Consider the following 22,102-nt stretch of genomic DNA (forward strand, 5'->3'; position numbering starts at 1 on the left):
TGGGTGTTGGTGTTGGGTGGTGTTGGTGTGGGGCGTCAGTCTGTGATGGTCGGAGCCTCGGTGTAGAACGGGCGCAGTTCGAGCCACTCGTGGATGGGGCGGCCGCCTGCGCCGGGTGCGGCGGAGAGTTCCGCTGCGAGTTCGAGGGCGCGTTCGTAGTTGTCGACGTCGATCACCATCCAGCCGGCGATGAGGTCCTTGGTCTCGGCGAACGGGCCGTCGGTGACCGGCGGGCGGCCCTCGCCGTCGTAGCGGACCCACACGCCGTCGGGGGACAGGGCCTGGGAGCCGACGAACTCGCCGGTCTGCTCGATGCGGGCGGCGAAGTCGTTCATGTACTGGAGGTGTGCGGTGACCTCCTCGGGCGTCCACTCGGCCATGGGGACGTCGTTGGCCGAGGTCGGAGCGCCGCGGTAGTGCTTGAGGAGCAGGTACTTGGCCATGGGGTTCCCCTTGGTGGTGGTGCGGCCCATTCTGGTCGCGTTCACGGCTGGGACGGAGCCGGGGGCGGGTTCTCGACACGGCGGCCCAAGATCTTTTGGGCGGGGTGGAGGAGTCCTCGCCGGACGGGCGAGCCGCCGAGGATGACACGAAAAGCGGGGCGTCGTGTCATCCCCGCATGGCCCGGTCGGAGACAACCACCCTTGAGTTGGGAATGCAAGCGAAAAGCGTGCTTGCATTCCCAACTCAAGCGCGGTTCGCTGCGCGCGGGCCATACGGGGATGACACGACTTGTAGCCGGGGGTGTGGGAGGGTTGAGCGGTGTGGGGGTGGGGGTGGGGGTGTGTGGGTGTGTGTGTGGGTTATTTTCGGTCGTCTACCGAGAGGACCCAGGTTCCCCTGGCTACGAAGTCGAAAGTGCCGGTGGTGCTGGCTTCGATTCGTGAGCCGTATTGTTGGACCTCTACGCTTTCCAGTTGGTCGTCGTGGTTCGGGAGGACCAGGGTGTAGGCGTATTTGGGGTCGTTTTTTGTGAAGAGTTTGCTGCGCAGGGGCTCTTGGGGCTCGCCTTGCGCGTTGCGGTAGGTGAACTTGACCGACCAGGCGGTGGTGGCGAGGTCTCCCGGTACCGAGATCTGGACCGGTTTTCCCGGGCGGATCCTGAGCACGCCGGTTGCCTGTGCGTCTACGTCGCAGTCCTCCGACTTCACGTCGCAGTACTGGGTCGGCTGGACGTTGACGGTCTTGCCGTCGGCGTAGAACGTCACCTCGGGGTTCTGCGGCGTGGCGCAGCCCGCGATGACCAGGAGCGGCAGGATCGGCAGTACTCGGCGCACGGGCCAGCAGCCTACGGTGTCACCGGGGTCGGTCGGATGGGGCGGTCGCCGCCCAAGCCCGGGATCAGGGAGCTGCCCTGCCTGGAGAGGATGGTCTGGGCCAGGCCGCCGGCCAGCAGGGCCGACAGGACGGTGAAGCCCACCCAGTACTCGGTGGGCAGCAGGACGCCCAATGCGCCGCCGAAGACCCAGCCCAGTTGGAGGATGGTTTCCGAGCGGCCGAACGCCGAGGCGCGGGACTGCTCGGGCAGGTCGTCCTGGATCACGGCGTCGAGGCTCACCTTGGCCAGCGAACTCGCCGTCGCGCCGACCAGGCCCACGGTGGCGGCGGTGATCAGGCCGGGGAGGAGGGCGGCGACGATCGTGGAGACCAGGGTCGCGCTCAGGCAGCCGATGACGACCTGGTCGGGTTGGCCGAAGTGGAGTCGTGCGCCTACCGCGTTGCCCAGGAAGCTGCCCACGCCCGCCGCGCCGGCGATCGCGCCTAGCAGGAGCAGTTGCATGAAGGCGTCGCCTTCGGTCTGGGCGCGGACGACGAACGCGGCGAACAGCATCAGGAAGCCGGTGAGCATTCGGATCGCGCCGTTGCCCCACAGGCTCACCACGACCGTGCGGCCCAGTGGTTGGCGTTTGGGTTTCTGCGGTTGGGCGCGCAGGGACGTGGGCACTTCGCCCTCGGTCACCTCGACCCACGACGGGATGCGCAGGCACAGCCACGCGTTGGCCAGGCAGAGCACCGCCGTGAACCAGAGCGCGCCGGGGGAGCCGAAGATGTTGGCGAACCCGGCGGCGAACAGGCCGAAAACACCACCTGCGGCCAGGCCGAAGACGGTCATCCGGGCGTTGGTCTTCGACAGGGTGATCTCGCTGGGCAGCACCCGTGGCGTGATGGCGGATTTGAGCACGGTGAACGATTTCGACAGGACCATGCTGCCCAGCGCGGCCGGGTAGAGGCCCCAGTTGTCGAAGTTCATCGCCATCACGACGGAGAGCACGACCCGCAGGACGCAGGACGCCGCCAGGGCGAACCTGCGACCGTGCTGGAGTTTGTCCAGCGCCGGGCCGATCACCGGGGCGACCAGGGCGAACGGGGCCACGGTGATGAGCAGGTAGAGGGCCACCTTGCCCTTGCTCTCCCCCGTCGCGGCGGAGAAGAACAAGGTGTTGGCCAAGGCGACGGCCATTGCGGCGTCGGCGGCGTAGTTCATCATCACGGCGTAGGTGAGTGAGGAGAGGCCGGATTGTTTCGCGCCGTCGGCGTGGGCCGCCTTGCGGAACGCCGCCACTGCCTGACCGCTCAGCTGCCGCGTTCGCCACAGGGCCACGCGAGTGACTGTCAGCTTCTTTGGCGTGGGGGGAGGGGCTGAGGGGGAGTTGAGGGAGGAGTTGAGGGCGTGTGAGGGGGTGCGGTAGGGGGCTGGTGGGTGTGGGGGTCCGGCACCTGTTGGGGGTCCGGCTGCGGGTACGGCCGGGTGCGCGGCTTGTACTCGTCGTCTTCCCACGGGTACCGCCGCGACTGGTCTTCCGGCCGTGGACGCGTCACGAGGGCAATCCTGCCTCACGTGAACCGCCCTGTCTCAGACATTGCTCCCGGTTAGGACGGTGGCGATGGTCTCGCCGGGGATGTCGTGGGTGGCGATGGCGGCCAGGCCGGCGGCACCGGCCGGCTCCAGGAGCAGGCCCAGGGTGCGCAGGGCGGTGTCCGCCGCGTGGCGGATGGCCTGGTCGTCCACCAGGACTATCTCGTCCACCAGGGCCTTGAGGCGGGGGACGGCTTCGGCTACGGGGACGCGGACGGCGATGCCGTCGGCGATCGTGTCCACCGGGCCGGCGTGGGTCGTGCCCGCCCAGGCGTGTGCCACGGCCGGTGCGCCCTGGGCGCAGACGCCGATGATCCGGGTGGTCGGGGAGTGCTCCTTGAGCCACCTGGCCATGCCGGTGATCAGGGCTCCGTCGCCGACCGGGATCACGGCTGCGTCCAGTTCGAGGCCGGCGGTGAGCAGTTCCACGGCGATGCTGCCCGCTCCTTCGGAGATGGCGGGGTCCTTGCCGTCCTCCACGAAGATCGCGTCGGTCCGCTCGGCGTGTCGGCGGGCCACCTCCTTGGCCTGGGTGAAGTCGCCTTCCGCCTGGTGGACGGTCGCGCCCAGCGAGCGCATCCGGGTGATCTTGGCGGGGACGGCCTGGGTGGAGACGAAGACCTCGACCGGGAAGCCGTGGATGCGGCCGGCGTAGGCGAGGGCCTGGCCGAAGTTGCCCGCCGAGGCGCAGACGACCGGCTGGGCGGTGAGGAGGGTGGACGCGAAGAAGTCCGCTCCCCGGCCCTTGAAGCTGCGCAGCGGGTTGGTCGTCTCGACCTTGATCAGGACCCGGCGGGCGAGTTCGGCGCACAGCTGCTCGTCCACGTACTGCGGGCTGTCGCGGAACACCGGGTCGATGGTTTTGGCTGCTCTGGCGATGTTCTCCAGGTCGAGGTCCATGCCTGAACCGTAGGGCGGGAGGGTGTGATCGCGATTGAAAGTTTTCCCGCGTTGGCGCAATATTTTTGCGTGGACGACGTGGACCGGAGGCTGCTCGACCAGCTCCAGCTCGATGCCGGCTTGACCTTGCACGAACTGGGCGAACTGGTCGGGCTCTCGCCCAGCGCGGTGCAGCGCAGGATCAACCGCTACCGCTCGTCGGGGCTGCTGACCAGGCAGGTCGCCGTCCTGGACGGGGCTCGGCTGGGCGGGATGCTGGCGATCGTGCTGGTCGTGCTGGAACGCGAGTCCAACGCCCACCACCGGCGGTTCGCCGAGCGGATGCGGGCCACGCCCGAGGTGCAGCAGTGCTACGAACTCGCGGGCCGCTGGGACTACCTGGTGGTCCTGTCCACCTCGGACATGGCGCGCTGCCGGGAGCTGGGCGACTCGCTGTTCCAGCGGGACGAGAACGTGAAGCGCTACGAGACGATGCCGGTGTTCGACGCGGTCAAGACGGGCCTGGCCATCAGCCTGTCGTGAGCTTCACCCGGAAGATCGTCGGCCAGTTCTTGCCGGTGACCAGGAACTCGTCGGTGCCGGGCACCTTGGCGATGCCGTTGAGCACGTCGGTGGCGGGCACGTCCTTCGGGCGGATGGGGCCGAGGTCGACGGTCGCGGTGACGTTCCCGCTGGTCGGGTCGATCTTCACGATCTGGTCCTGCTGCCAGAGGTTGGCCCACACCTGGCCGTCGACGCACTCCAGCTCGTTGATCCGCACCAGGGGGACGCCGTTGCGCTTCACGGTGACCTTGCCGGTCTCGGCGAACGTCTCCGGGTCGCGGAAGCTCAGCTCCTCGGTGCCGTTGCTCATCACCAGGCGCTTGTCGTCGCGGCACAGGCCCCAGCCCTCGCCGTCGTACGTGACGCGCTTCACCTCGTCGAGGGTCTCCCGGTTCCGCTGGATCGCCAGGCCGTTCTGCCAGGTGATCTGCCAGAGCTTGTCGCCGACGACGGTGATGCCCTCGCCGAACAGCTCGGGTGCGAGGTCGACCTGCTTGGTGACCTGGCCGTTCGCCGGGTCGAGGCGGCGGATCGTGGACTGCCCTTCGAGGCCCGTGCCCTCGTAGAGGACGCCGTCGACCAGCTCCAGGCCCTGGGTGAACGCCTCCGGGTCGTGCGGGATCGCGCCCAGCACCTCGACGCCCGTTTTGGGCTTTTCGGGCTGTTCGGGCGCGCTCGGGGCACCCGTGCACGCCGCCGACAGGACGAACACCACGACCACCGGGAGCCACCGCACGTCCGAAAGGGTGGCACGTGTGCACGGGGCTGCGCAGACGTGCGGCACAATTCACCTGTGACCGCCACGCCGACCCAGCAGCCCGAACCAGTGCTCGCCGACCCGGTGCTCGTCGACTCGGGGACGGTTGACCTCGCCCGTGCCGCCGCGCAGGAGGAAGCGGGCGACGAACCCGTGGGTGCCCACGTCGGGGTGCTCGCCGAGGACGACGTGTCGGTCACCCACCTGTTCGAAGCCGAACGCGCGGGTTACCGGGGCTGGTCGTGGGCGGTGACGGTCGCCCACGCCGGCGGGGACACCCCCGTGTCGGTGTCCGAGGTCGTGCTGCTGCCCGGCAACGACGCGCTGGTCGCGCCGGACTGGGTGCCGTGGCACGAGCGCGTCCGGGCCGGCGACCTCGGGGTGGGCGACCTGCTGCCGCCGCGCGAGGACGACCCGCGCCTGGTCCCCGGCTACGTCGAGTCCGAGGACCCGGCGGTCGAGGAGGTCGCGCTGGAGGTCGGGCTCGGCCGGGTGCGCGTGCTCTCCCGCGAAGGCGTGCTGGACGCCGCCTCGCGCTGGCACGGCGGCGACTTCGGCCCGCGCAGCGACATGGCCCGCAGCGCGCCCGCGCGCTGCGGCACGTGCGGCTTCTACCTGCGGGTGGCGGGCTCGCTGGGCGCGGCGTTCGGGGTCTGCGCGAACGAGCTGACGCCGGCCGACGGCCACGTCGTGCACGTCGAGTACGGCTGCGGCGCGCACTCCGAGGTCGAGGTGGAGAACATCCCCGCGGTGCCGGTGGCCGACCTGGTCTACGACGACGCCGTGCTGGACGTCGAAGCGAACGCGCCGGGGACAGCGCCGGAATCCTCTCGGTGAGCCGGGACCCGTTCGGCACCGAGGCGCTGCGCGACTCGGTGCTCGCCGCGTGGCGCGGTTCGCCCACCCGGTTCCGCGAGGACGCCAACGCCGAGGAGGACCTGCGGCTGGGCGGCTACCGCGACCGGCTGCTGGTGGAGCTGGCGCAGAACGCGTCCGACGCGGCCGGGTCCGCGCCCGGCGTGCTCCGGCTGTCCGTCGTGGACGGTGAACTGCGGGCGGCGAACACCGGCGCGCCGCTGACCTCGGCCGGGGTCGCGGCCCTGGCGTCGCTGCGCGCGTCGGCCAAGTCCGCCGACACGGTCGGCCAGTTCGGCGTCGGGTTCGCCGCCGTGCTTGCGGTGACCGACGCCCCGCGCGTCGTGTCCACCTCCGGCGGCGTGCTGTTCTCGGCCGCCCGCACCCGGCAGGCGGTGCCGGAACTGGCCTCCGCGCGCGGTGGCGACGTGCCCGTGCTGCGGATGGTGTGGCCGACCGACGAGGCCGACCTGCCCGAGGGGTTCGACACCGAGGTCCGGCTGCCGCTGAAGGTCGACGGGTCCTCGCTGCTCGCGGAGTTCGCCGAGCAGGTGCCCGACCTGCTGCTGGCGCTGCCCGGACTGCGGCGGGTCGAGGTCGGGTCCGACGTGTGGGAGCGCGCCGAGGACGACGGCGTCGTGGTGCTCACCGGCCCCTCCGGCTCGGCGCGCTGGCGGGTGCTGCGCGCGGGCGGCGAGCTGCCGTCGTCGCTGGTCCAGGGCGTCGAGGCGCGCCCGCAGTGGCACGTGTGCTGGGCGTGGCCGATGGACGAGCCGCTGTCCGGCGACGTCCTGCACGCGCCGACGCCGACCGACGAGAAGATGTCGCTGCCCGCGCGGCTGATCGCCACGCTGCCGGTGGAGCCGTCCCGGCGCCGGGTGCTGGTGGGGCCTGCCGCGTCGTTCGTGCTGGAGCGGGCCGCCGCCGCGTACCCGGACCTGGTGACCGCGCTGCCCGCCGTCGAGCGCACCTCGCTGGTGCCGCTGCCCGGCTTCCCGCTGTCCGAAGTGGATGGACGGCTGCGCGAGGGCGTGCTGGCCGCGCTGCGCGAGGCGTCCTGGCTGCCGCTGGCCAGCGGCGAGTGGACCGCGCCCGCGTCGGCCAAGGTGCTCGACGCGCCGTCGGAGGAACTGGTCGAGCTGCTGGAGGACGTCGTCCCCGGTCTGCTGGACGCCGAGCTGACCCTGCCCGAGCACGCGAAGGCGCTGGCGGCGCTGGAGGTGCCCCGGATGTCCGCGGGCGAGGTGGTCGAGGCCCTGGCGGGCGTCGGCGGCGACCCGGACTGGTGGCGGCAGGTCTACCAGGCGCTCTCGCCGCTGGCGGACGTCGACTCCACCGCGCGCGAGGAGATGGCCGCGCTGCCCGTGCCGCTGGCCGACGGGCGGCTGGTGAGTTCTCCGCGCGGCGTGCTGGTGCTGTCCTCGGACGTGCCGCCGGACCTGTCCGGGCTGCGGATCGTGCACCCCGACGCCGCGCACCCGTTGCTGCTGCGCCTGGGCGCGACCGAGGCGGGCCCGGCCGAGCTGCTCGACTCCGACGCCGTGCGCGAGTCCGTGCACCGCAGCCTCGACGACCCCGCGATGTCCGGCCCCGAGCTGGTCCGGACGGTGTTGTCGCTGGTCGCGCAAGCCGGCGGACGTCCGTGGCTGGGCGAGTTGGCGTTGCCGGACGCGTCCGGCCAGTGGCGGCGGGCCGACGAGTTGGCGTTCCCGGACTCGGCGCTGCTGTCGGTGCTGGAGGACGACGCGCCGATCGGCACGCTGTCCGCCGAGCTGGCCGCGTCGTGGCCGCGCGAGGTGCTGGCGGGCGTCGGCGTGCTGGACGGGTTCACCGTGGTCGAGGACGACGCGCCGACCGAACCGGACCACGACCTCGCGGACGAGGGCTACTGGTGGGACGGGTCGGACGAGCCGCCGTCCCGGCTGCGCGGCATCCGGGACCTGGACCTCGTGGCGCGCGACAAGTGGCCCGACGCCCTGCGCCTGATGGCCGGCGACCCGGTGACGTGGCGCGCGGTGACCGAACCCGACGGGTACACCGGCTGGTGGCTGGCCCGCTACGCGACCTTCGACGGCGTGCCGCTCGGCTCGTGGCGGCTGCCCGACGCGGAGGGCCTCGACGGCCTGTACGACGTGGTGCCGGACGTCGGCCTGCCGGTGCACGTGCTGGCGGCGGCCGGGGTGCGGACGTCGCTGGAGGTCGTGGACGAGGACGACGTCAACGACCTGCTGGCGCGGCTGGGCGACCCGGCGCGCAAGCTCGCGGACGCCTTGGTGCTGCGGGTGCACGCGGCGTTGGCGGAGGTCGCCGACTCGGTCGGCGTCGAGCCGCCGGACCGGGTGCGGGTGCTGACCGGCGAGGCCGTGGTGGCCGACGACGTCGTGGTGCTGGACCTGCCGTGGCTGCTCGGCGTGCTGCCCGGTGACCAGGTGCTGGCCGCCGAGGGTTCGGCGGAGGTGCTGGCCGAACTGCTGGCGCTGCCGCTGGCGTCCGAGGAGATCGCGGGCGAGGTCGACGGCGACGGCGACGAGGTGGTGTGGTCGGAACTGGGCGCGGTGCGCCTGGCGTGCGACCTGCTGGGCGTGGAGCTGCCGACGACGCCGGTGATCGTGCACGACGAACTGGTGGTGACCTTCGAGGGCGAGCGCCACGAGGTGTCGTGGTGGGTGGCGGGCGAGGTCCCGCACGCGGCGGACACGCCGGAAGGGCTGGCGCGGGCACTGGCCTGGTCGACGGGAAGGTGGGCCGACCGCCACACCTTCGCCGCCCTGATCACCAACCCGACCCCCACCGTCCTGCTCGGCTGAGGTGAGGGAGTAGGGAGTCGGTCGAGCCTGCACAGGGTCCCCGCCCGAGGGCCCTGTTTTCTTCACCCCATCGGTGATCCGAACGCACGGATCGGGAACAGTGCGGTCTCCGGGAGCGGTGCCCCTGCGTCCACTGCCCGGATGAAGCCCCGGACCTCTTCGGCAGCGTCGTCGGTGAGGTGGGCCAACGCTCTGCCGAACCACCGCATGGCCGCCTCGGGCTCGTTTCGGCGGTGGGACAACCGGCCGATCAGCACATGGCACTCCGCCCGTTCGCGGGCGATTTCGACGTGGCCGGCGTCTTCGGCGTACATCTCGTCGGCGCGGGCGAATTTTGCGGCGGCGTTGTCCAGATCGCCCGAGCAGAAGGCAATCGCACCCAGTTCGCGCAGTGCCCAGGCCACCCCGACGTTGTTTCCGCACGTGAGGTGCCACTCGACCAGTTCCACCAGACAACCGGCGACCTGACGGTCCATCCCGCGTGCCCGGTAGGTGCCGGCGAGCGTGTCGAGCGCGTGGGCGTGTTGCGCGAGAGCGTGGTCGTCCGGGTCCGCCTGACACCTGGCACGCCAGACCGAGACCATCCGCATGGCTGTCGCAGTGGCGGACGGCAGGTTGCCGGTTCGCGCGTACGCGACCGTGGCGTGGTGGAGGAGTTCCGACACGGTTTCCGAGAGCGGGAACCGGTCGGCCGGTTCGATGCTGGTGCTGTGCAGTCCCGAGACGTCGACGCCTTCCCCGCCGCGTCCACAGCAGTCCACAGTCACGGGGAGCGGCCGTCATGTCCGGGACAGCAAAGGCGCTGCGTGCGGCCAGGGTGGCGGCGGGAGTGAGCCTGGCTGTCATGGCGCAACGGACCCACTACAGCAAGTCACTGCTGGGTATGGTGGAGAACGGGCAGCGGACCGCGACGCCCGAGCTGGTAGCCGCCTGCGAAAGTGCGTTGGACGCGCGAGGGCTGGGTGAGGAAGTGAACAGACGGGAGTTGTTGGCGGCGGCTGCCGCCGTGCTCGCCGGGGCGAACTCGGGGGAGCCGTTGGGCCGGCTGCTGGACGGGCTCACGTCCGCAGCGGTGCCCGGCAGGGTCGGCCGGTCCGAGGTCGAGGCGGTCCGGCACGCCACGACCGTCTACACCACCATGGACCTCCGCTACGGCGGCGGTGTCGCCGCCGACGTCTCCAGCGGGGCGCTGCGCTGGGCGGTCGGTCTCCTCGACGCCCCGATGCGGGACGAAACCAGGGTCGAGTTGTCGGCGGCGGTCGGTGCGCTCGCCGACCGGACGGCGTGGACGCACTTCGACTCGGGCCACGGCTACTCCGCGCGCCGGTTGTCCACGCTCGCGTTGCGCACGGCGGACGCCGGAGCCGATCCGGACCTCAGGGCCCACGTGGTGCTCAACATGGCCGCGCAGGTGGGCGACGACCAACCCCAAGACGCGGCCGACCTGGTGGAGTCCGCTCTGGTCGACAAGAAGGTCTGCGGCCCCGAGCGCGCGAACCTGCACGGCGTGCTGGGCCGGCACCTGGCGAACAGCGGCGACAAGCGCGGGGCCCTACGGCACATCGCCAAGGCGGAAGCGCTCGCCGCGAGGGGCGGCGAAACGCCCGCGTGGCTGAGTTTCGTCACGGAGGCGCACCTGGATTCGATCGTCACCCGGTCGTTGTCCGCAGCCGGGGAGGACCGCGAGGCGATCCGGCGGTTGGAGAGCCTGGTGCCGAGGCTGGGTGCGGACCGGTCGCGGGGCCGTGCTGGGCGGATGATCGACCTTGCCGACCTCTACGCGCGGACCGGCCGGTTGGACGAGGCCCGCGACTTGGCCGACCGGGCCGGTGCCGTCCTGGCCGACGTCCGCTCGGCGCGGTCCGCCGCGTCCTTGAGGACCTTGCGGCAACGGGTCTCGGCTGCTTGAGGGCGAACCGGCCCGGCCGCCGTGGAATCGCCTTACGATCACGGCATGACCGACACCCCGGAGACCGCGCCCGAGGTGTCGCGCACCAGTCGCCGGTCGGCGGGGGCGGGGAGGGCCATCGGCGTGCTGACGGCGCTCGGCACTGCCGGGCTGACCGCGTACGGGGTCGTCGAGGCCGGTTCGTGGTGGCTGGGTCTGATCATCGTCGGGTGCGGGGCGTTGGCGGTGCTCGTCCTGGTGGGCATGACGGCCGCCGTCTCGCGGGACGCTCGGCAGACCGCCGAGTTGGAAGCCTCCGGGGTGCGCGTCCAGGCGGAGGTCGTGACGGTTGAGCGCGTCGAGACGGCGGACGACGTCGTCTACGCGACCGTGCTCCGCGTTCCGCTGCCCGACGGCACCGCCTTCGACGTCGAGCACCGCTGTAGCCACTACACCTGCGCCGCCGCGACGCGAGAGCAGGCGACCGCCCGGCCCCTGATCGTGGACCCGACCACCCGCACCTGGGCCGTCGTCCACTGACGAACGACCGGCTCCGGTCAGTCGATCAGGCCCTGCTGGGCGGTGCGCGAACCCCGGCGGGCGGCTGATCGTTGCCATCGGAAGACGCCGTAGCCGATGCAGCCGAGCGCGGCGCCCGACAGGCAGGTCCACAGCAGGGTGGTCTGCTCCCGGAAGAACACCAGCACCACCAGGAACGCGAGGAGCCAGAGGGCGGTGCCGCCCGCGATCGCCGGCACCGGGTCGGCCAGGCGCGCCGGCAGCGGGGGCGGGGCGGGCGGCGATTGGGTCTGTTCGGCCACGTCAGGCAGGCTACCTGCCGGAAACACGGGTGAGGCACGCTCGCCCTGGTGACACACCCACGGAAGGGGGAGCGCGGCATGGCCACCGGGCTCGACGGATTCTTCAAGATCTCCGAACGCGGCTCCACGGTCGGGCGGGAGGTCCGCGGCGGGCTGGTCACGTTCGTGACCATGGCCTACATCGTGGTGCTCAACCCGCTGATCCTGGGCAGCTTCGCGGCGGACGACCCGTCGGCCAAGAAGGACGTGCTCGGCGCGATCCTGCCGGTCTCGCAGGTCGCCGCCGTCACCGCGCTGTGCGCGGGCGTGCTGACCATCCTGTTCGGACTCGTCGCCAACTACCCGTTCGCGCTGGCCACCGGCCTGGGCATCAACTCGTTCGTGGCCGTGTCGATCGTGCCGAAGATGACCTGGCCGGAGGCGATGGGCCTGGTCGTGGTGAACGGCCTGGTGGTCCTGCTGCTCGTGGTCACGGGTGTGCGCACGGCGGTGTTCAACGCGGTCCCCAGGGAGCTGAAGGCGGCGATCGCGGTCGGCATCGGGTTGTTCATCTGCTTCATCGGCCTGGTCGACGCCGGGTTCGTGCGGCGGGTCCCGGACGCCGCCGGCACCACCGTCCCGGTCGGACTGGGCATCAACGGGTCCATCGCGTCCTGGCCGACGCTGGTGTTCGTGGTCGGCCTGGTGGTCACCGGGATCCTGGTGGCGCGCAAGGTGAAGGGCGCGATCCTGATCGGCGTGCTGGGCGCGACCGCGCTGTCGGTCGCGATCGAGGCCCTGGTGCACGCCGGCCCGTCCAAGGGCGTCGACCCGCAGGGCTGGAACCTGGGCTACCCCGCCCTGCCGGACCAGGTGTTCGGGCTGCCGGACCTGTCGCTGCTGGGCGAGGTGTCGTTCGGCGCGTGGACGCGGGTGCCCGCGCTGACCGCCGCGCTCGTGGTGTTCACCCTGGTCCTCACGGACTTCTTCGACACCGTCGGCACGATGACCGGCCTCGGCAAGGAAGCCGGCCTGATCGGCGAGGACGGTCAGCTGCCCGGCGTGAGCAAGGCGCTGTTCGTGGACGGCCTGGGCGCGGTCGCGGGTGGTGCCGCCTCGTCGTCGTCCAACACCGTCTTCGTCGAATCGGCGTCGGGCATCGCCGAGGGCGCGCGGACGGGGCTGGCCAACGTGGTGACCGGCCTGCTGTTCCTGGCCGCGATGTTCCTGACGCCGCTGTACGAGGTGGTGCCGGTCGAGGCGGCGGCCCCGGCGCTGGTGATCGTGGGCGCGCTGATGATCGTGCAGGTCCGGGAGATCGACTTCGCGGACTTCTCGGTGGCGCTGCCCGCGTTCCTGACCATCGTGGTCATGCCGTTCACCTACTCGATCGCGAACGGGATCGGCGCGGGTTTCGTGAGTTACGTGCTGCTGAGGGCCATGACCGGCCGGGCCCGCAGCGTGCACCCGTTGATGTGGGTGGTGTCCGCGGCGTTCGTCGTCTACTTCGCCATCGGACCCATCCAGGCAGCTCTGGGCAACTGAATGGGCAAGTTCACACGATGGGTGCAGAGATCGTGAGGTATGCTAACTACGTGGCGGAAGTCGACGCGGAGGACGGACTGGCGAGCCGGTTGCGGCTGGCCGTGGTCCGGCTCACCCGCCGGCTGCGCGCCCAGCGGGTCAACTCTGCGATCTCGCTCACCCAGGTGTCCGCGCTGTCCACGTTGCACAAGTGCGGACCGCTGACGCCGGGCGAGCTGGCCGCGAAGGAAGGCGTCCAGCCCCCGTCCATGACGAGGGTGATCGCGGCGCTGGAGGAGTTCGGCTTCGCCACCCGGCGACCGCACCCCACCGACGGCCGGCAGGCCATCGTGGAGCTGAGCGAGTCGGGCAACAGCTACATCAACGAAGAGGTGTCGGCGCGCGAGGCGTGGCTGGACAAGCGGCTGGCCGAGCTGACACCGGAGGAACGGGGCGTGCTGTCGCGCGCCGCCGGGATAATCGACAGGATGGCGGGGCAGTAACGGGTGCCGGCGTACGCGGGTGGTGCGGAGACCGATCAGACCGATCGTGGCAAAGCGCTACCCCCGCCGGCCAAGCGGCGCATGTTCGGTTCGCTGCGCGTGCGCAACTACCGCCTCTACGCGTCCGGCCAGGTCGTCTCCCTGGTGGGCCTGTGGATGCAGCGCGTCGCGCAGGACTGGCTGGTCCTCGAACTGTCCGACGGCTCCCCGGTCGCCCTGGGCATCGCCGCCGCCCTCCAGTTCGCACCGACCCTCCTGCTGTCCCTGTGGGCCGGCGTCCTCGCCGACCGCCTGGACAAGCGCAGGCTGCTGCTGGTCCTGGAAACCGGCCTGGGGCTGTGCGCCCTGGTGCTGGGCCTGCTCGACGTCACCGGCGTGGCCGAGCTGTGGCACGTCTACCTGCTCTGCCTGCTCCTGGGCGCGGTGTCGGCGGTGGAGACCCCGGTGCGCCAGTCGTTCGTGGTCGAGATGGTCGGCCGTGACCAGCTGACCAACGCCGTCGCGCTGAACTCCATGACGTTCAACCTGGCCCGGATGGTCGGCCCGGCGGTCGCCGGCGGCCTGATCATCGTCGTCGGCACCGGTTGGGTTTTCCTCGTCAACGCCGTCAGCTTCGTCGGCGTGATCGTCGGCCTGTTCCTCATGCGCCCCGCCGAGCTGCACCGGGGCGAGCCGGTGCCGAGGGAGAAGGGCCAGCTCCGCGAGGGCCTGCGCTACGTGCGGGGCCGTCCGGACCTGGTGATCCTGCTCTGCCTGGTCTTCTTCATCAGCACGTTCGGCCTGAACTTCTACGTGACCCTGGCCGTCATCGCCCGCAACACCTTCGGCGGCGACGCGGACGCCTACGGCCTGCTGTCCACCATGCTCGCGGTGGGCACGCTGGCCGGCGCGACCCTGGCCGCCCGCCGCAGCGCCAAGGGCAAACCCCGCCTGCGCCTGCTGATCGTGGGCGCCCTGGCGTTCGGCGTCCTGGAGATCGCCGCCGGCCTGATGCCCTCGCTGCTGCTGGTGGGCGCGGTGCTGATCCCGGTGGGCATCGCCATGATGACCTTCACGACCACCGCGAACGCCACCGTCCAACTCGCCGTCACCCCGGCCATGCGAGGCCGCGTGATGGGCCTCTACATGCTGGTCTTCCTGGGCGGGAACCCGGTGGGCGGCCCGGTGATGGGCTGGCTGGCGGAGCACTTCACCGCCCGCGCCCCCCTGGTGGTGGGCGGCATCGTCTCCATCGTCGCGGCCCTCGTCGGCGGCCTGGTCCTGGCCAAACGGGGCGGCCTGACCCTCCCGACCTACCGCCTGGGCCTGCGCCGCAGGGCGCGCCTCTGAACGACCGCCCCCGACCTCCGTGATCAGATGGCGACGTGGTCATCGCAACGGACTGGGTGCGCCTGCTGGTCGTCTGCCTGCTGTTCACCGCCGCAGCCGCCGCCGTGCTGCACTGGGGCGGCCTGGCGTCGCCGAAACCCGTGGTCAAGGCGGCGCTGCGGGCCACCGCCCAGCTGGCCGCCGTGTCGGCCGTCATCACGGTCGTGCTGTCCCGGCTGCCCCTGACCGTCGGTTTCCTGGTCCTCATGGCCACGGTGGCGACCGCGACGTCGGCGGGCCGCACCAAGACCGGCCGACGGGGCGTCTGGGTGGGCGTGGCCATCCTCGTGGGCACGGTCCCCGCCATCGCCGCGCTGATGCTCTCCGGCCTGGTCCCGCCGACCGGCATCGCCCTGGTCCCCGTGGGCGGCATCCTCATCGGCGGCGCGATGACCGCGACGACCCTCTCCGTCCGCCGGGCGCTGGACACCCTCCACGACCGCCACGGCGAGTACGAGGCGGCGCTGGCGCTGGGCTTCACCGAACCCGACGCGATCAGGGAGCTGATCAGGCGGCCGGCCGCCGAGGCGATCCTGCCCGCCCTCGACCAGACCCGGACCGTCGGCCTGGTGACGCTGCCCGGCGCGTTCGTCGGGATGCTGCTCGGCGGCGCGCCGGTCTGGCAGGCCGGGGCGCTCCAGCTGGTCGTGCTCCTGGGCCTGCTGGCGGTGGAAGCAGCCGCGATCGCCACGGTCGTGGAACTCGTCGCACGGGGCTTGGTGCGCCGGACTTCCCAACCAGGCGAAGTTAGGCTAACCTAAGTCTCGTCGCTTCGTGGTGGGAGCGGCAGTCAGTTCGGGAACAGACGAGGCCCCGCCTCCCGGTCGTACCGCCGGGCAGCGGGGCCTCGTCGTGTCAGCGGTGAGGGCTTGTCGGAGCATCCACCGCCGAGCGTGGGGAACGGCTCACTGCGCGGGCAGCTGGAGCCCGTTCTGGCCCGCGCGGGCCGCCTCGAAGCGCGCGTTCACGTCGTCCCAGTTCACGACGTTCCACAGGGCGGAGATGTAGTCCGCCTTGAGGTTGCGGTACTGGAGGTAGTACGCGTGCTCCCAGATGTCGAACACGAGCAGCGGCGTCGTCGCGATCGACAGGTTCGAGTGGTGGTCCTTCAGCTGCTGGGTGATCAGCCGCTGGCCGACCGGCTCCCACGCGAGGATGCCCCACCCGGAGCCCTGGATGGTCGACGCGGCGGCACCGAGCTGCGCGCGCAGCTTGTCGAACGAGCCGAAGTGCTCGTCCACCGCGGCGGCCAGCTCGCCGACCGGCTTGTCGCCGCCGTTGGGCGACAGGTTCTTCCACCACACCTGGTGCAGCGCGTGGCCGGCCAGGTGGAACGCCAGCGTCGTCTCCAGGCCCACGATGGAGCCGAAGGAGTCCTTGTCCCGCGCCTCGGCGATCTGCTCGATCGTGTCGTTGGCGCCCTTGACGTAGGCGGCGTGGTGCTTGCTGTGGTGCAGCTCGTTGATCTCGCCGATGATCGCGGGTTCGAGGGCGGCGTAGTCGTAGTCGAGATCCGGCAGCACGTACTGGGCCATGACAATCCCCTCGTTGCAACTCTCTAGTACCTGCAATCTACTTGCAACAGCCCCGGCCCGAAACTGGGGTGCTGATCACAAGGTTTTTTGCGACGATCGGGAATGTGTCCGCTCTGACAGCCCGCAACCTGACGCTGTCGTTCGGTCCCAGGACCGTGCTCCAGGAGGTCGATCTCGATGTTCCGGCAGGTCAGCGCGTAGGTCTGGTGGCACCCAACGGCGTGGGCAAGAGCACCCTGCTGCGCGTCCTGGCCGGTGAGGTCAAGCCGGACGGGGGCACCGTCACCGCCACCGGGCAGGTCGCCCACCTGACCCAGGAGGCGACCGTCCACCCGGGAGAGTCGCTCCGCGACCACCTGGCGGGACGAACCGGCGTGGCCGAAGCCACCCGCCGCTTCGAGGCCGCCACCGAGGCCCTCGCGGCCGGCCGCCCGGGAGCCGAAACCGCCTACGCCGAAGCGTTCGACCACTGGACCGCGACCGGTGCGGCCGACTTCGACGAGCGCGCGGCCGAGACCTGCGACAAGCTCGGCCTCCCCGCCACCCTGCTGGACGAGCAGCGCCCGCTCTCCGGCGGCCAGTCGGCCCGCCTCAGGCTGGCCGGCATCCTGCTGACCAGGGCGGACGTCCTGCTGCTTGACGAGCCCACCAACGACCTGGACGACACCGGCCTGGCCCAGTTGGAGGAGCACGTCCTGGGCAGCGGGGCCGCCATGGTCATCGTCAGCCACGACCGCGAGTTCCTGGCCAGGACCGCCACCAGGATCGCCGAACTGGACGAGTTCACCCACTCGATCTCCGTCTACGGCGGCGGCTGGGACGCCTACGTGGCGGAACAGGCCAACGCCAGGGCGCGGGCGCAGGAGGACTACGAGCAGTACGCCGCCAAGCGCGACACCCTCGTCCAGCGCTCCCGGCAGACCCGCGAGTGGTCGAGGGCGGGCGTCCGCCGCAACGCCAAGTCGAAGGAGAACGACCGCAACATCAAGGCGGCCCGCAAGGAGGGCGCGGAGAACCTGACCGCGAAGGCGTCCACAGTGGACAGAGCGCTCGCCCGCCTGGAAGAGGTGGAGGAGCCCCGGGACCCATGGGAACTGCGCCTCACCCTGCCCACGGCGGGCCGGGGAAGCCAAATAGCCTTCACCTTGCGCGACGCCGAAATCAGCCGCGGCGAGGTGACCCTGGGCCCGATCGACCTGACCATCGGCGCGGGCGAGCGCTGGCGCATCACCGGCCCCAACGGCTCCGGCAAGTCCACCCTCCTGGCGGCGATCCTCGGCCGCCTGCCCCTGACCAGGGGCGACCGCAGCCAAGGCCGGTCCACCGTGGTCGGCGAGATAGACCAGGTCCGGGCCACCTTCGCCACGACGACCCCGGTCATCGAGGTCGTGCGCAACGCCACCGGTCTGGAAGAGGTCGAGGTCAGAACCCTGCTGGCCAAGTTCCGGGTGGGCGCGGACGCCGTCCTGAGGCCGGCCGACTCCCTGTCCCCGGGCGAGCGGACCAGGGCGGGCCTGGCCGTCCTGCAAGCCACCGGAACCACCTGCCTGGTCCTCGACGAACCCACCAACCACCTGGACTTGGCGGCCATCGAACAACTGGAACAAGCCCTGGAAACCTACGAGGGAACCCTCCTCCTGGTGACCCACGACCGGCGGATGGCCGACGCGGTGGGGGTTGACCACACGCTCGACGTGCGGACCCTGGCAAGATGACCCCATGGGCACCGAGGAGGACTGGCCGGTCGAGCAGACGTGGTCACTGCGCAACACGCACTGGCACGCCTATGTCGAGCACACGTCCCTGGACCACGCCTCGCCAAGGCAGGAACGCCTCGAACGCACCCCGGAAGAGGTCCTGACCACCCCGGCGGAAGTGGCGGCCTGGCTGGAGGTCAACCTCCGCAGCGCCACGAAGCCCGAGGAGGCGGGCAAGAAGCGCACCAAGGACGAACGCGACTTCTCCGATTCCAACCGCGTGCACACCTCCCTGGCCTCCGCCGGCGAATCCATCTACACCGGCGTCAAGGGAATGCTCACCCTGGCCGTGGAAGCCGTGACCCCGGAGGAATGCCGAAGCTCCCACGACGGAGCAGACGTCGCCCCTCTCAAATCCGGCCGCAGGCGCTAACACCCAGGCGCCAACACCAAGGCGCCAAGGCTCCGCCCCACCGCCATCACCGGCCGGCGCGGGTGGGCAACTGCCCGGCGACGTGAAGATGAACGTGTCCGCGCGCAGCTCACCCCACCCAGTCCACCCAGCTCACCCCCCACCCAGTCTGCGTTTCATCCCCGTATGGCCTGCGCGCCAGCGAACCGCGCTTGGGTGGGGAGCGCAAGCACGCTTTTCGCTTGCGCTCCCCACCCAAGGGTGGTTGTCTTCGACCAGGCCATGCGGGGATGAAACGCAGACCTCTTCGCCCTATTTCATCCCCGGCGGCCTGCCCGTCCGGCGAGGACGCTTTTATCTTCCAACGCCCAACCCTCTCAAATCCGAACCCTTCTCGTTTTCCGCGTCCCAACGCCCCACGCCCCAACCGTCCCGACGTTTCAACGTTTCAACGTTTCAACCCCCGACCGGCCACGTGTGCACCGGCTCGCCACCGTGCATCAACTCCACGTACCGGGCCAGCATCACGCTCAACGCCACTTCCCGGGAAGCCCCGCGAGCTTCGAGCAACGACACCGTGTCCCGCTGCCACTGCGACCCCGTCCGCCGGGACAGGCACCGGGCCTCGATCACCCCGAGGTACCTCTCCCGCGCGGAATCCGACACCCCGCACGCCCGCAACCCCTCGTGCGCCAACGGCAGCAACCGCCGCAGCACCAACTCGTCCGGCGGCACCCACCCGATCCCGGGCCAGTACAGCTGCGCGCCCATCCCGTGCCGCGACCCGGCGTAGAGGTTCTCCTCCGCCGCGTGGAACGACATCTGAGTCCACAGTGGACGTTCAAGCGTGGTCAACGCCCGCTGCGCCCCGTAGAAGAACGCCGCGTTCGCCATCGTGTCCAGCACCGTCGGCCCGGCCGGCAGCACCCGGTTCTCCACCCGCAGGTGGGGCACCCCGTCCACCACGTCGTAGACGGGCCGGTTCCACCGCCACACGGTCCCGTTGTGCAGCCGCAACTCGTTCAACGAGGGCGTGCCGCCCGCGCCCAGCACGTCCAGCGGATCTTCGTCACCGGTCTCCGGCAGCAACGCGGGGAAGTACCGCACGTTCTCCTCGAACAGGTCGAAGATCGACGTGATCCACCGCTCCCCGAACCACACCCGCGGCCGCACGCCCTGGTTCTTCAACTCGATCGTCCGCGTGTCGGTCGCCTGGAGGAACAACGGGATCCGCGTCTCGTGCCACAACGCCCGCCCCAGCAGGAACGGCGAGTTGGCCGCGATCGCCACCTGCACCCCGGCCAGCGCCTGGGCCGCGTTCCAGTGCGCCGCGAAATCGTCCGGTGCCACCTGCAGGTGCAGCTGCACCGACGTGCAGGCCGCCTCCGGCACGATGGACTCCGAGTAGCTCAACAACTTCTCGGCGGAGGAGCCCGGCATCGGCGAGCCCTCCATCGACAGCACCGTCTCCTCGCCGCGCTCGGCGAAGATCTGGTCGTTGAGCAGGCCGTAGCGGGGGGTGTTGGACAGCCACCGCCGGTCGAAGTGCTCGTGCCGCAACGTCGGCAGCACCCCGATCATCACGATCGACGCGCCGGCGTCGTGCGCCTTGTCGTCCGCGGACGACAGCGTCTCGCGCAGTTCCTTCTCCAGGTCCAGCGTCTCGTCCCCGGCCAGTTCCCGGGGCGGGACGTTGACCTCCAGGTTGTGCTGCCCCAATTCCAGCGTGAACGACGGGTCGCCGATCTTCTCCAGCACCTCGGCGTTGGCCATCGCGGGCCGACAGTCGTCGTCGACCAGGTTCAGCTCAATCTCCAGCCCCATCTGCTGACGGGGGAAGGAAAAGCTGTCCTCGGCCAACATCGTCCCCAGGGCGTCCAAGCAACGCTGGACCCGCTCGCGGTAGCGCTGGCGGTCCTCCCTGGTGAACGTCCGACTGGACACATTGCTACCCATGCCGCCTCCCAATCGGTCGGGCTGCTCCGGCGGGCTCAGCGGAGGCCAACCGTGACACAGCGGGCACCCTCCCGCCAGCGCCCAAATCGGTGCTCTCTGTCACCTTCAGGTAACAATCAGCGAGAACATGCAGGTGGAAGCCTCAGCGTTCGGCCCTCTGGACTACGAGGGGTGTTCACCTGTCGAGAATGGGACACTGCCCGGGTGATCGAGATCGACGACCCGGCCGACCCGCGCCTGGACGACTTCCGGGACCTGTCGACCGCCGACCGCCGCCCCGACCGCCCCGGTGGCCGGGGCCTGGTGATCGCCGAGGGCGTCGTCGTGGTCGAACGGCTCCTGGCGTCGCCCTACCCGATCCGCAGCCTGCTCGGCGTGCGCCGCCGGATCGAAGCCCTCGGGGCGCTGCCCGCTCCCGCGTACGTCACGTCCGCCGAGGTCATGGCCGAGGTGGTCGGCTTCCACCTCAACCGCGGCGTGCTCGCCGTCGCGGACCGCGCGCCGCAGCCCGCTCCCGAGCGCCTCGCCCGGGAGGCCACCACGCTGGCCGTGCTGGAGGGCGTGGGCGACCACGAGAACCTCGGTTCGCTGTTCCGCAACGCCGCCGCCCTGGGCATCGGCGGCATCCTGCTGGGCCCGGGGTGCAGCGACCCGCTGTACCGGCGAAGCGTCCGAGTCTCGATGGGCCACGTGCTCCGCGTCCCGTTCGCCCATCTGCCCGACCTCACCTCAGGCTTGGACATGTTGCGCCACAACGGTTTCACCGTTGCCGCACTGACTCCCCGCGAATCGGCGCGAAACCTCGCCGACCTCGACCTGAGATCCTCGAAGACCGCCGTCCTGCTCGGCTCCGAGGGCCCCGGCCTCACCGAGGAGGCCATCCGGGCCGCCGACGTGGCCGTGCGCATCCCGATGGCGTCGGGCGTCGACTCGCTCAACGTCGCCACCGCCGGTGCCATCGCCTTCTACGCGATCTCCTGACCGGCCCACCGAACCGATCCCGCATCGGCTTTCCGAAAGCTTCTGCCCGATCGCCCGACCGACTACGGTCGACACAGCACCCTTGAGGAGGAGATTCGTGGAACTGCGGGTCCAGGACGGCCGCGCCGTGCTGGCGGGCCACGACGACGTGGGCGAGCGGGAGGTGGACCCCCACACGCTGCCGCTCGGCGCCGGTCTGGCCGACGCGCTGCACGAGTGGGCGAAGGTCGCCGCGGCCGTGGGCCGCGCGGACACCTCGCCGGACGGCAGCGCGGGCGCGCTGGTGGCGATGCGCGGGCGGCAACTGGCGGGCCGGGTGGCCGCCGACATGGGCGCGCCCGTCGCGTACACCGACCCGGTGACCGGGGAGCAGCACGTCGTGGAAGCCCCCGAACCGGAGGAAGCGCCGGACGAAGCTCCGGACGAAGCTCCGGACGCCGAAGTGCCCCAGGAGGAGACCCCCTGGGGCACCGGTCTGACGGTCAGCGTGTTCACCGCCGCCGTCGTGACGTTCATGGTGGTCACGCTGTCGCTCGGGCTGGGCGAGACCAGCCAGTGGCTAGCCCTGCTGGCGAACGTCCTCGTGGTCGGCGGCATCGCCCCGTCCGTCTGGCTGGCGCGCAAAGTGCTGGTGTGGCGCTGGGTGGCCTACGGCGTGGTGGCCGGCGTCCTCATCGCGTGGTTCGCGCTGATCACGACCCTCTTGTAAAGAACCACCA

At 71.0% G+C, this 22,102-nt stretch carries 22 protein-coding genes; 13 read left to right on the forward strand and 9 right to left on the reverse strand.

Going from position 1 to position 22,102, the window contains the following annotated elements; translation table 11 throughout:
* Positions 1 to 35: 35 nt before the first annotated feature.
* The 4 genes from AC0HI0_RS37655 to AC0HI0_RS37670 all read right to left on the reverse strand — a co-directional run bounded on the left by AC0HI0_RS37655 (position 36) and on the right by AC0HI0_RS37670 (position 3,757).
* The gene (locus tag AC0HI0_RS37655; RefSeq protein WP_480934474.1) at positions 36 to 443 is read right to left on the reverse strand and encodes a YciI family protein; all 408 of its coding nucleotides are present in this window, start codon (positions 441 to 443) and stop codon (positions 36 to 38) included.
* 360 nt (positions 444 to 803) lie between these two features.
* Positions 804 to 1,277, reverse strand: coding sequence for a DUF2771 family protein (locus AC0HI0_RS37660; RefSeq protein ID WP_480928236.1), 474 nt, complete (start codon positions 1,275 to 1,277; stop codon positions 804 to 806).
* Between the two features lie 11 nt (positions 1,278 to 1,288).
* On the reverse strand, positions 1,289 to 2,602 hold the full coding sequence (locus AC0HI0_RS37665) for an MFS transporter (protein WP_480928237.1): 1,314 nt from the start codon (positions 2,600 to 2,602) through the stop codon (positions 1,289 to 1,291).
* 252 nt (positions 2,603 to 2,854) lie between these two features.
* The gene (locus AC0HI0_RS37670; RefSeq protein ID WP_480928238.1) at positions 2,855 to 3,757 is read right to left on the reverse strand and encodes a threonine ammonia-lyase; all 903 of its coding nucleotides are present in this window, start codon (positions 3,755 to 3,757) and stop codon (positions 2,855 to 2,857) included.
* Between the two features lie 69 nt (positions 3,758 to 3,826).
* Between AC0HI0_RS37670 and AC0HI0_RS37675 the strand changes: the two genes are divergently transcribed.
* Positions 3,827 to 4,279, forward strand: a complete 453-nt coding sequence (locus AC0HI0_RS37675; protein WP_480928239.1) for an Lrp/AsnC family transcriptional regulator — start codon at positions 3,827 to 3,829, stop codon at positions 4,277 to 4,279.
* On the opposite strand, the gene AC0HI0_RS37680 is transcribed toward AC0HI0_RS37675, so the two are convergent.
* The gene (locus AC0HI0_RS37680) at positions 4,266 to 5,036 is read right to left on the reverse strand and encodes a glutaminyl-peptide cyclotransferase (protein ID WP_480928240.1); all 771 of its coding nucleotides are present in this window, start codon (positions 5,034 to 5,036) and stop codon (positions 4,266 to 4,268) included. The two genes, AC0HI0_RS37675 and AC0HI0_RS37680, sit on opposite strands and share 14 nt — an antisense overlap.
* Positions 5,037 to 5,093: 57 nt before the next feature.
* Between AC0HI0_RS37680 and AC0HI0_RS37685 the strand changes: the two genes are divergently transcribed.
* Both AC0HI0_RS37685 and AC0HI0_RS37690 read left to right on the forward strand, forming a co-directional pair.
* Positions 5,094 to 5,894 (forward strand): DUF3027 domain-containing protein, encoded by an 801-nt coding sequence (locus tag AC0HI0_RS37685; RefSeq protein ID WP_480928241.1) that lies wholly within the window; start codon positions 5,094 to 5,096, stop codon positions 5,892 to 5,894.
* On the forward strand, positions 5,891 to 8,719 hold the full coding sequence (locus tag AC0HI0_RS37690; protein WP_480928242.1) for a sacsin N-terminal ATP-binding-like domain-containing protein: 2,829 nt from the start codon (positions 5,891 to 5,893) through the stop codon (positions 8,717 to 8,719). Before AC0HI0_RS37685 ends, AC0HI0_RS37690 begins: the two co-directional genes overlap by 4 nt.
* Before the next feature lie 62 nt (positions 8,720 to 8,781).
* Here AC0HI0_RS37690 and AC0HI0_RS37695 read toward each other — a convergent pair whose 3' ends face one another.
* On the reverse strand, positions 8,782 to 9,486 hold the full coding sequence (locus AC0HI0_RS37695) for a tetratricopeptide repeat protein (protein WP_480928243.1): 705 nt from the start codon (positions 9,484 to 9,486) through the stop codon (positions 8,782 to 8,784).
* A 14-nt stretch (positions 9,487 to 9,500) separates the two neighbouring features.
* Here AC0HI0_RS37695 and AC0HI0_RS37700 point away from each other — a divergent pair, with 14 nt between their 5' ends.
* Together AC0HI0_RS37700 and AC0HI0_RS37705 are read left to right on the forward strand one after the other, a co-directional pair.
* Positions 9,501 to 10,628 (forward strand): helix-turn-helix domain-containing protein, encoded by a 1,128-nt coding sequence (locus AC0HI0_RS37700; protein WP_480928244.1) that lies wholly within the window; start codon positions 9,501 to 9,503, stop codon positions 10,626 to 10,628.
* 45 nt (positions 10,629 to 10,673) lie between these two features.
* Entirely contained in the window at positions 10,674 to 11,147 is a 474-nt protein-coding gene (locus AC0HI0_RS37705) for a hypothetical protein (RefSeq protein WP_480928245.1), read from the forward strand.
* A 17-nt stretch (positions 11,148 to 11,164) separates the two neighbouring features.
* On the opposite strand, the gene AC0HI0_RS37710 is transcribed toward AC0HI0_RS37705, so the two are convergent.
* Entirely contained in the window at positions 11,165 to 11,428 is a 264-nt protein-coding gene (locus AC0HI0_RS37710; protein ID WP_480928246.1) for a DUF2530 domain-containing protein, read from the reverse strand.
* A 78-nt stretch (positions 11,429 to 11,506) separates the two neighbouring features.
* Here AC0HI0_RS37710 and AC0HI0_RS37715 point away from each other — a divergent pair, with 78 nt between their 5' ends.
* From AC0HI0_RS37715 to AC0HI0_RS37730, 4 genes are read left to right on the forward strand one after another with little or no spacing between them, the layout of a single operon-like run.
* Entirely contained in the window at positions 11,507 to 12,952 is a 1,446-nt protein-coding gene (locus tag AC0HI0_RS37715; RefSeq protein WP_480934475.1) for an NCS2 family permease, read from the forward strand.
* 17 nt (positions 12,953 to 12,969) lie between these two features.
* Positions 12,970 to 13,434: a MarR family winged helix-turn-helix transcriptional regulator gene (locus AC0HI0_RS37720; protein WP_480928247.1), complete on the forward strand. Its 465-nt coding sequence runs from the start codon at positions 12,970 to 12,972 to the stop codon at positions 13,432 to 13,434.
* 3 nt (positions 13,435 to 13,437) lie between these two features.
* The gene (locus tag AC0HI0_RS37725; protein WP_480928248.1) at positions 13,438 to 14,763 is read left to right on the forward strand and encodes an MFS transporter; all 1,326 of its coding nucleotides are present in this window, start codon (positions 13,438 to 13,440) and stop codon (positions 14,761 to 14,763) included.
* A gap of 35 nt (positions 14,764 to 14,798) precedes the next feature.
* Positions 14,799 to 15,563, forward strand: coding sequence for an ABC transporter permease (locus AC0HI0_RS37730; protein ID WP_480928249.1), 765 nt, complete (start codon positions 14,799 to 14,801; stop codon positions 15,561 to 15,563).
* A 144-nt stretch (positions 15,564 to 15,707) separates the two neighbouring features.
* Here AC0HI0_RS37730 and AC0HI0_RS37735 read toward each other — a convergent pair whose 3' ends face one another.
* Positions 15,708 to 16,337 carry a superoxide dismutase gene (locus AC0HI0_RS37735; protein ID WP_480928250.1) on the reverse strand — a complete coding sequence of 210 codons (630 nt, stop codon included), beginning with the start codon at positions 16,335 to 16,337 and terminating at the stop codon, positions 15,708 to 15,710.
* Positions 16,338 to 16,441: 104 nt separating this feature from the next.
* Between AC0HI0_RS37735 and AC0HI0_RS37740 the strand changes: the two genes are divergently transcribed.
* Positions 16,442 to 18,052, forward strand: coding sequence for an ABC-F family ATP-binding cassette domain-containing protein (locus AC0HI0_RS37740; RefSeq protein ID WP_480928251.1), 1,611 nt, complete (start codon positions 16,442 to 16,444; stop codon positions 18,050 to 18,052).
* A 4-nt stretch (positions 18,053 to 18,056) separates the two neighbouring features.
* Complete coding sequence (locus tag AC0HI0_RS37745) at positions 18,057 to 18,467, forward strand: hypothetical protein (RefSeq protein WP_015097984.1); 411 nt, start codon at positions 18,057 to 18,059, stop codon at positions 18,465 to 18,467.
* A 435-nt stretch (positions 18,468 to 18,902) separates the two neighbouring features.
* On the opposite strand, the gene AC0HI0_RS37750 is transcribed toward AC0HI0_RS37745, so the two are convergent.
* The gene (locus AC0HI0_RS37750; RefSeq protein ID WP_480928252.1) at positions 18,903 to 20,402 is read right to left on the reverse strand and encodes a glutamate-cysteine ligase family protein; all 1,500 of its coding nucleotides are present in this window, start codon (positions 20,400 to 20,402) and stop codon (positions 18,903 to 18,905) included.
* Positions 20,403 to 20,606: 204 nt separating this feature from the next.
* Between AC0HI0_RS37750 and AC0HI0_RS37755 the strand changes: the two genes are divergently transcribed.
* Both AC0HI0_RS37755 and AC0HI0_RS37760 read left to right on the forward strand, forming a co-directional pair.
* The gene (locus tag AC0HI0_RS37755) at positions 20,607 to 21,383 is read left to right on the forward strand and encodes a TrmH family RNA methyltransferase (RefSeq protein ID WP_480928253.1); all 777 of its coding nucleotides are present in this window, start codon (positions 20,607 to 20,609) and stop codon (positions 21,381 to 21,383) included.
* A 97-nt stretch (positions 21,384 to 21,480) separates the two neighbouring features.
* Positions 21,481 to 22,092, forward strand: a complete 612-nt coding sequence (locus AC0HI0_RS37760) for a DUF2537 domain-containing protein (protein WP_480928254.1) — start codon at positions 21,481 to 21,483, stop codon at positions 22,090 to 22,092.
* Positions 22,093 to 22,102: the final 10 nt, after the last annotated feature.

Source organism: Saccharothrix sp. NBAS 001 (genome assembly GCF_056640475.1).

What these genes read in the sequence shown, in the direction of transcription:
- AC0HI0_RS37655 (WP_480934474.1), bottom strand. Translation starts at nt 443, where the DNA reads ATGGCCAAGTACCTGCTCCTCAAGCACTACCGCGGCGCTCCGACCTCG.
- AC0HI0_RS37670 (WP_480928238.1), bottom strand. Translation starts at nt 3,757, where the DNA reads ATGGACCTCGACCTGGAGAACATCGCCAGAGCAGCCAAAACCATCGAC.
- AC0HI0_RS37700 (WP_480928244.1), top strand. Translation starts at nt 9,501, where the DNA reads ATGTCCGGGACAGCAAAGGCGCTGCGTGCGGCCAGGGTGGCGGCGGGA.
- AC0HI0_RS37705 (WP_480928245.1), top strand. Translation starts at nt 10,674, where the DNA reads ATGACCGACACCCCGGAGACCGCGCCCGAGGTGTCGCGCACCAGTCGC.
- AC0HI0_RS37715 (WP_480934475.1), top strand. Translation starts at nt 11,507, where the DNA reads ATGGCCACCGGGCTCGACGGATTCTTCAAGATCTCCGAACGCGGCTCC.
- AC0HI0_RS37720 (WP_480928247.1), top strand. Translation starts at nt 12,970, where the DNA reads ATGGGTGCAGAGATCGTGAGGTATGCTAACTACGTGGCGGAAGTCGAC.
- AC0HI0_RS37735 (WP_480928250.1), bottom strand. Translation starts at nt 16,337, where the DNA reads ATGGCCCAGTACGTGCTGCCGGATCTCGACTACGACTACGCCGCCCTC.
- AC0HI0_RS37745 (WP_015097984.1), top strand. Translation starts at nt 18,057, where the DNA reads ATGGGCACCGAGGAGGACTGGCCGGTCGAGCAGACGTGGTCACTGCGC.
- AC0HI0_RS37750 (WP_480928252.1), bottom strand. Translation starts at nt 20,402, where the DNA reads ATGGGTAGCAATGTGTCCAGTCGGACGTTCACCAGGGAGGACCGCCAG.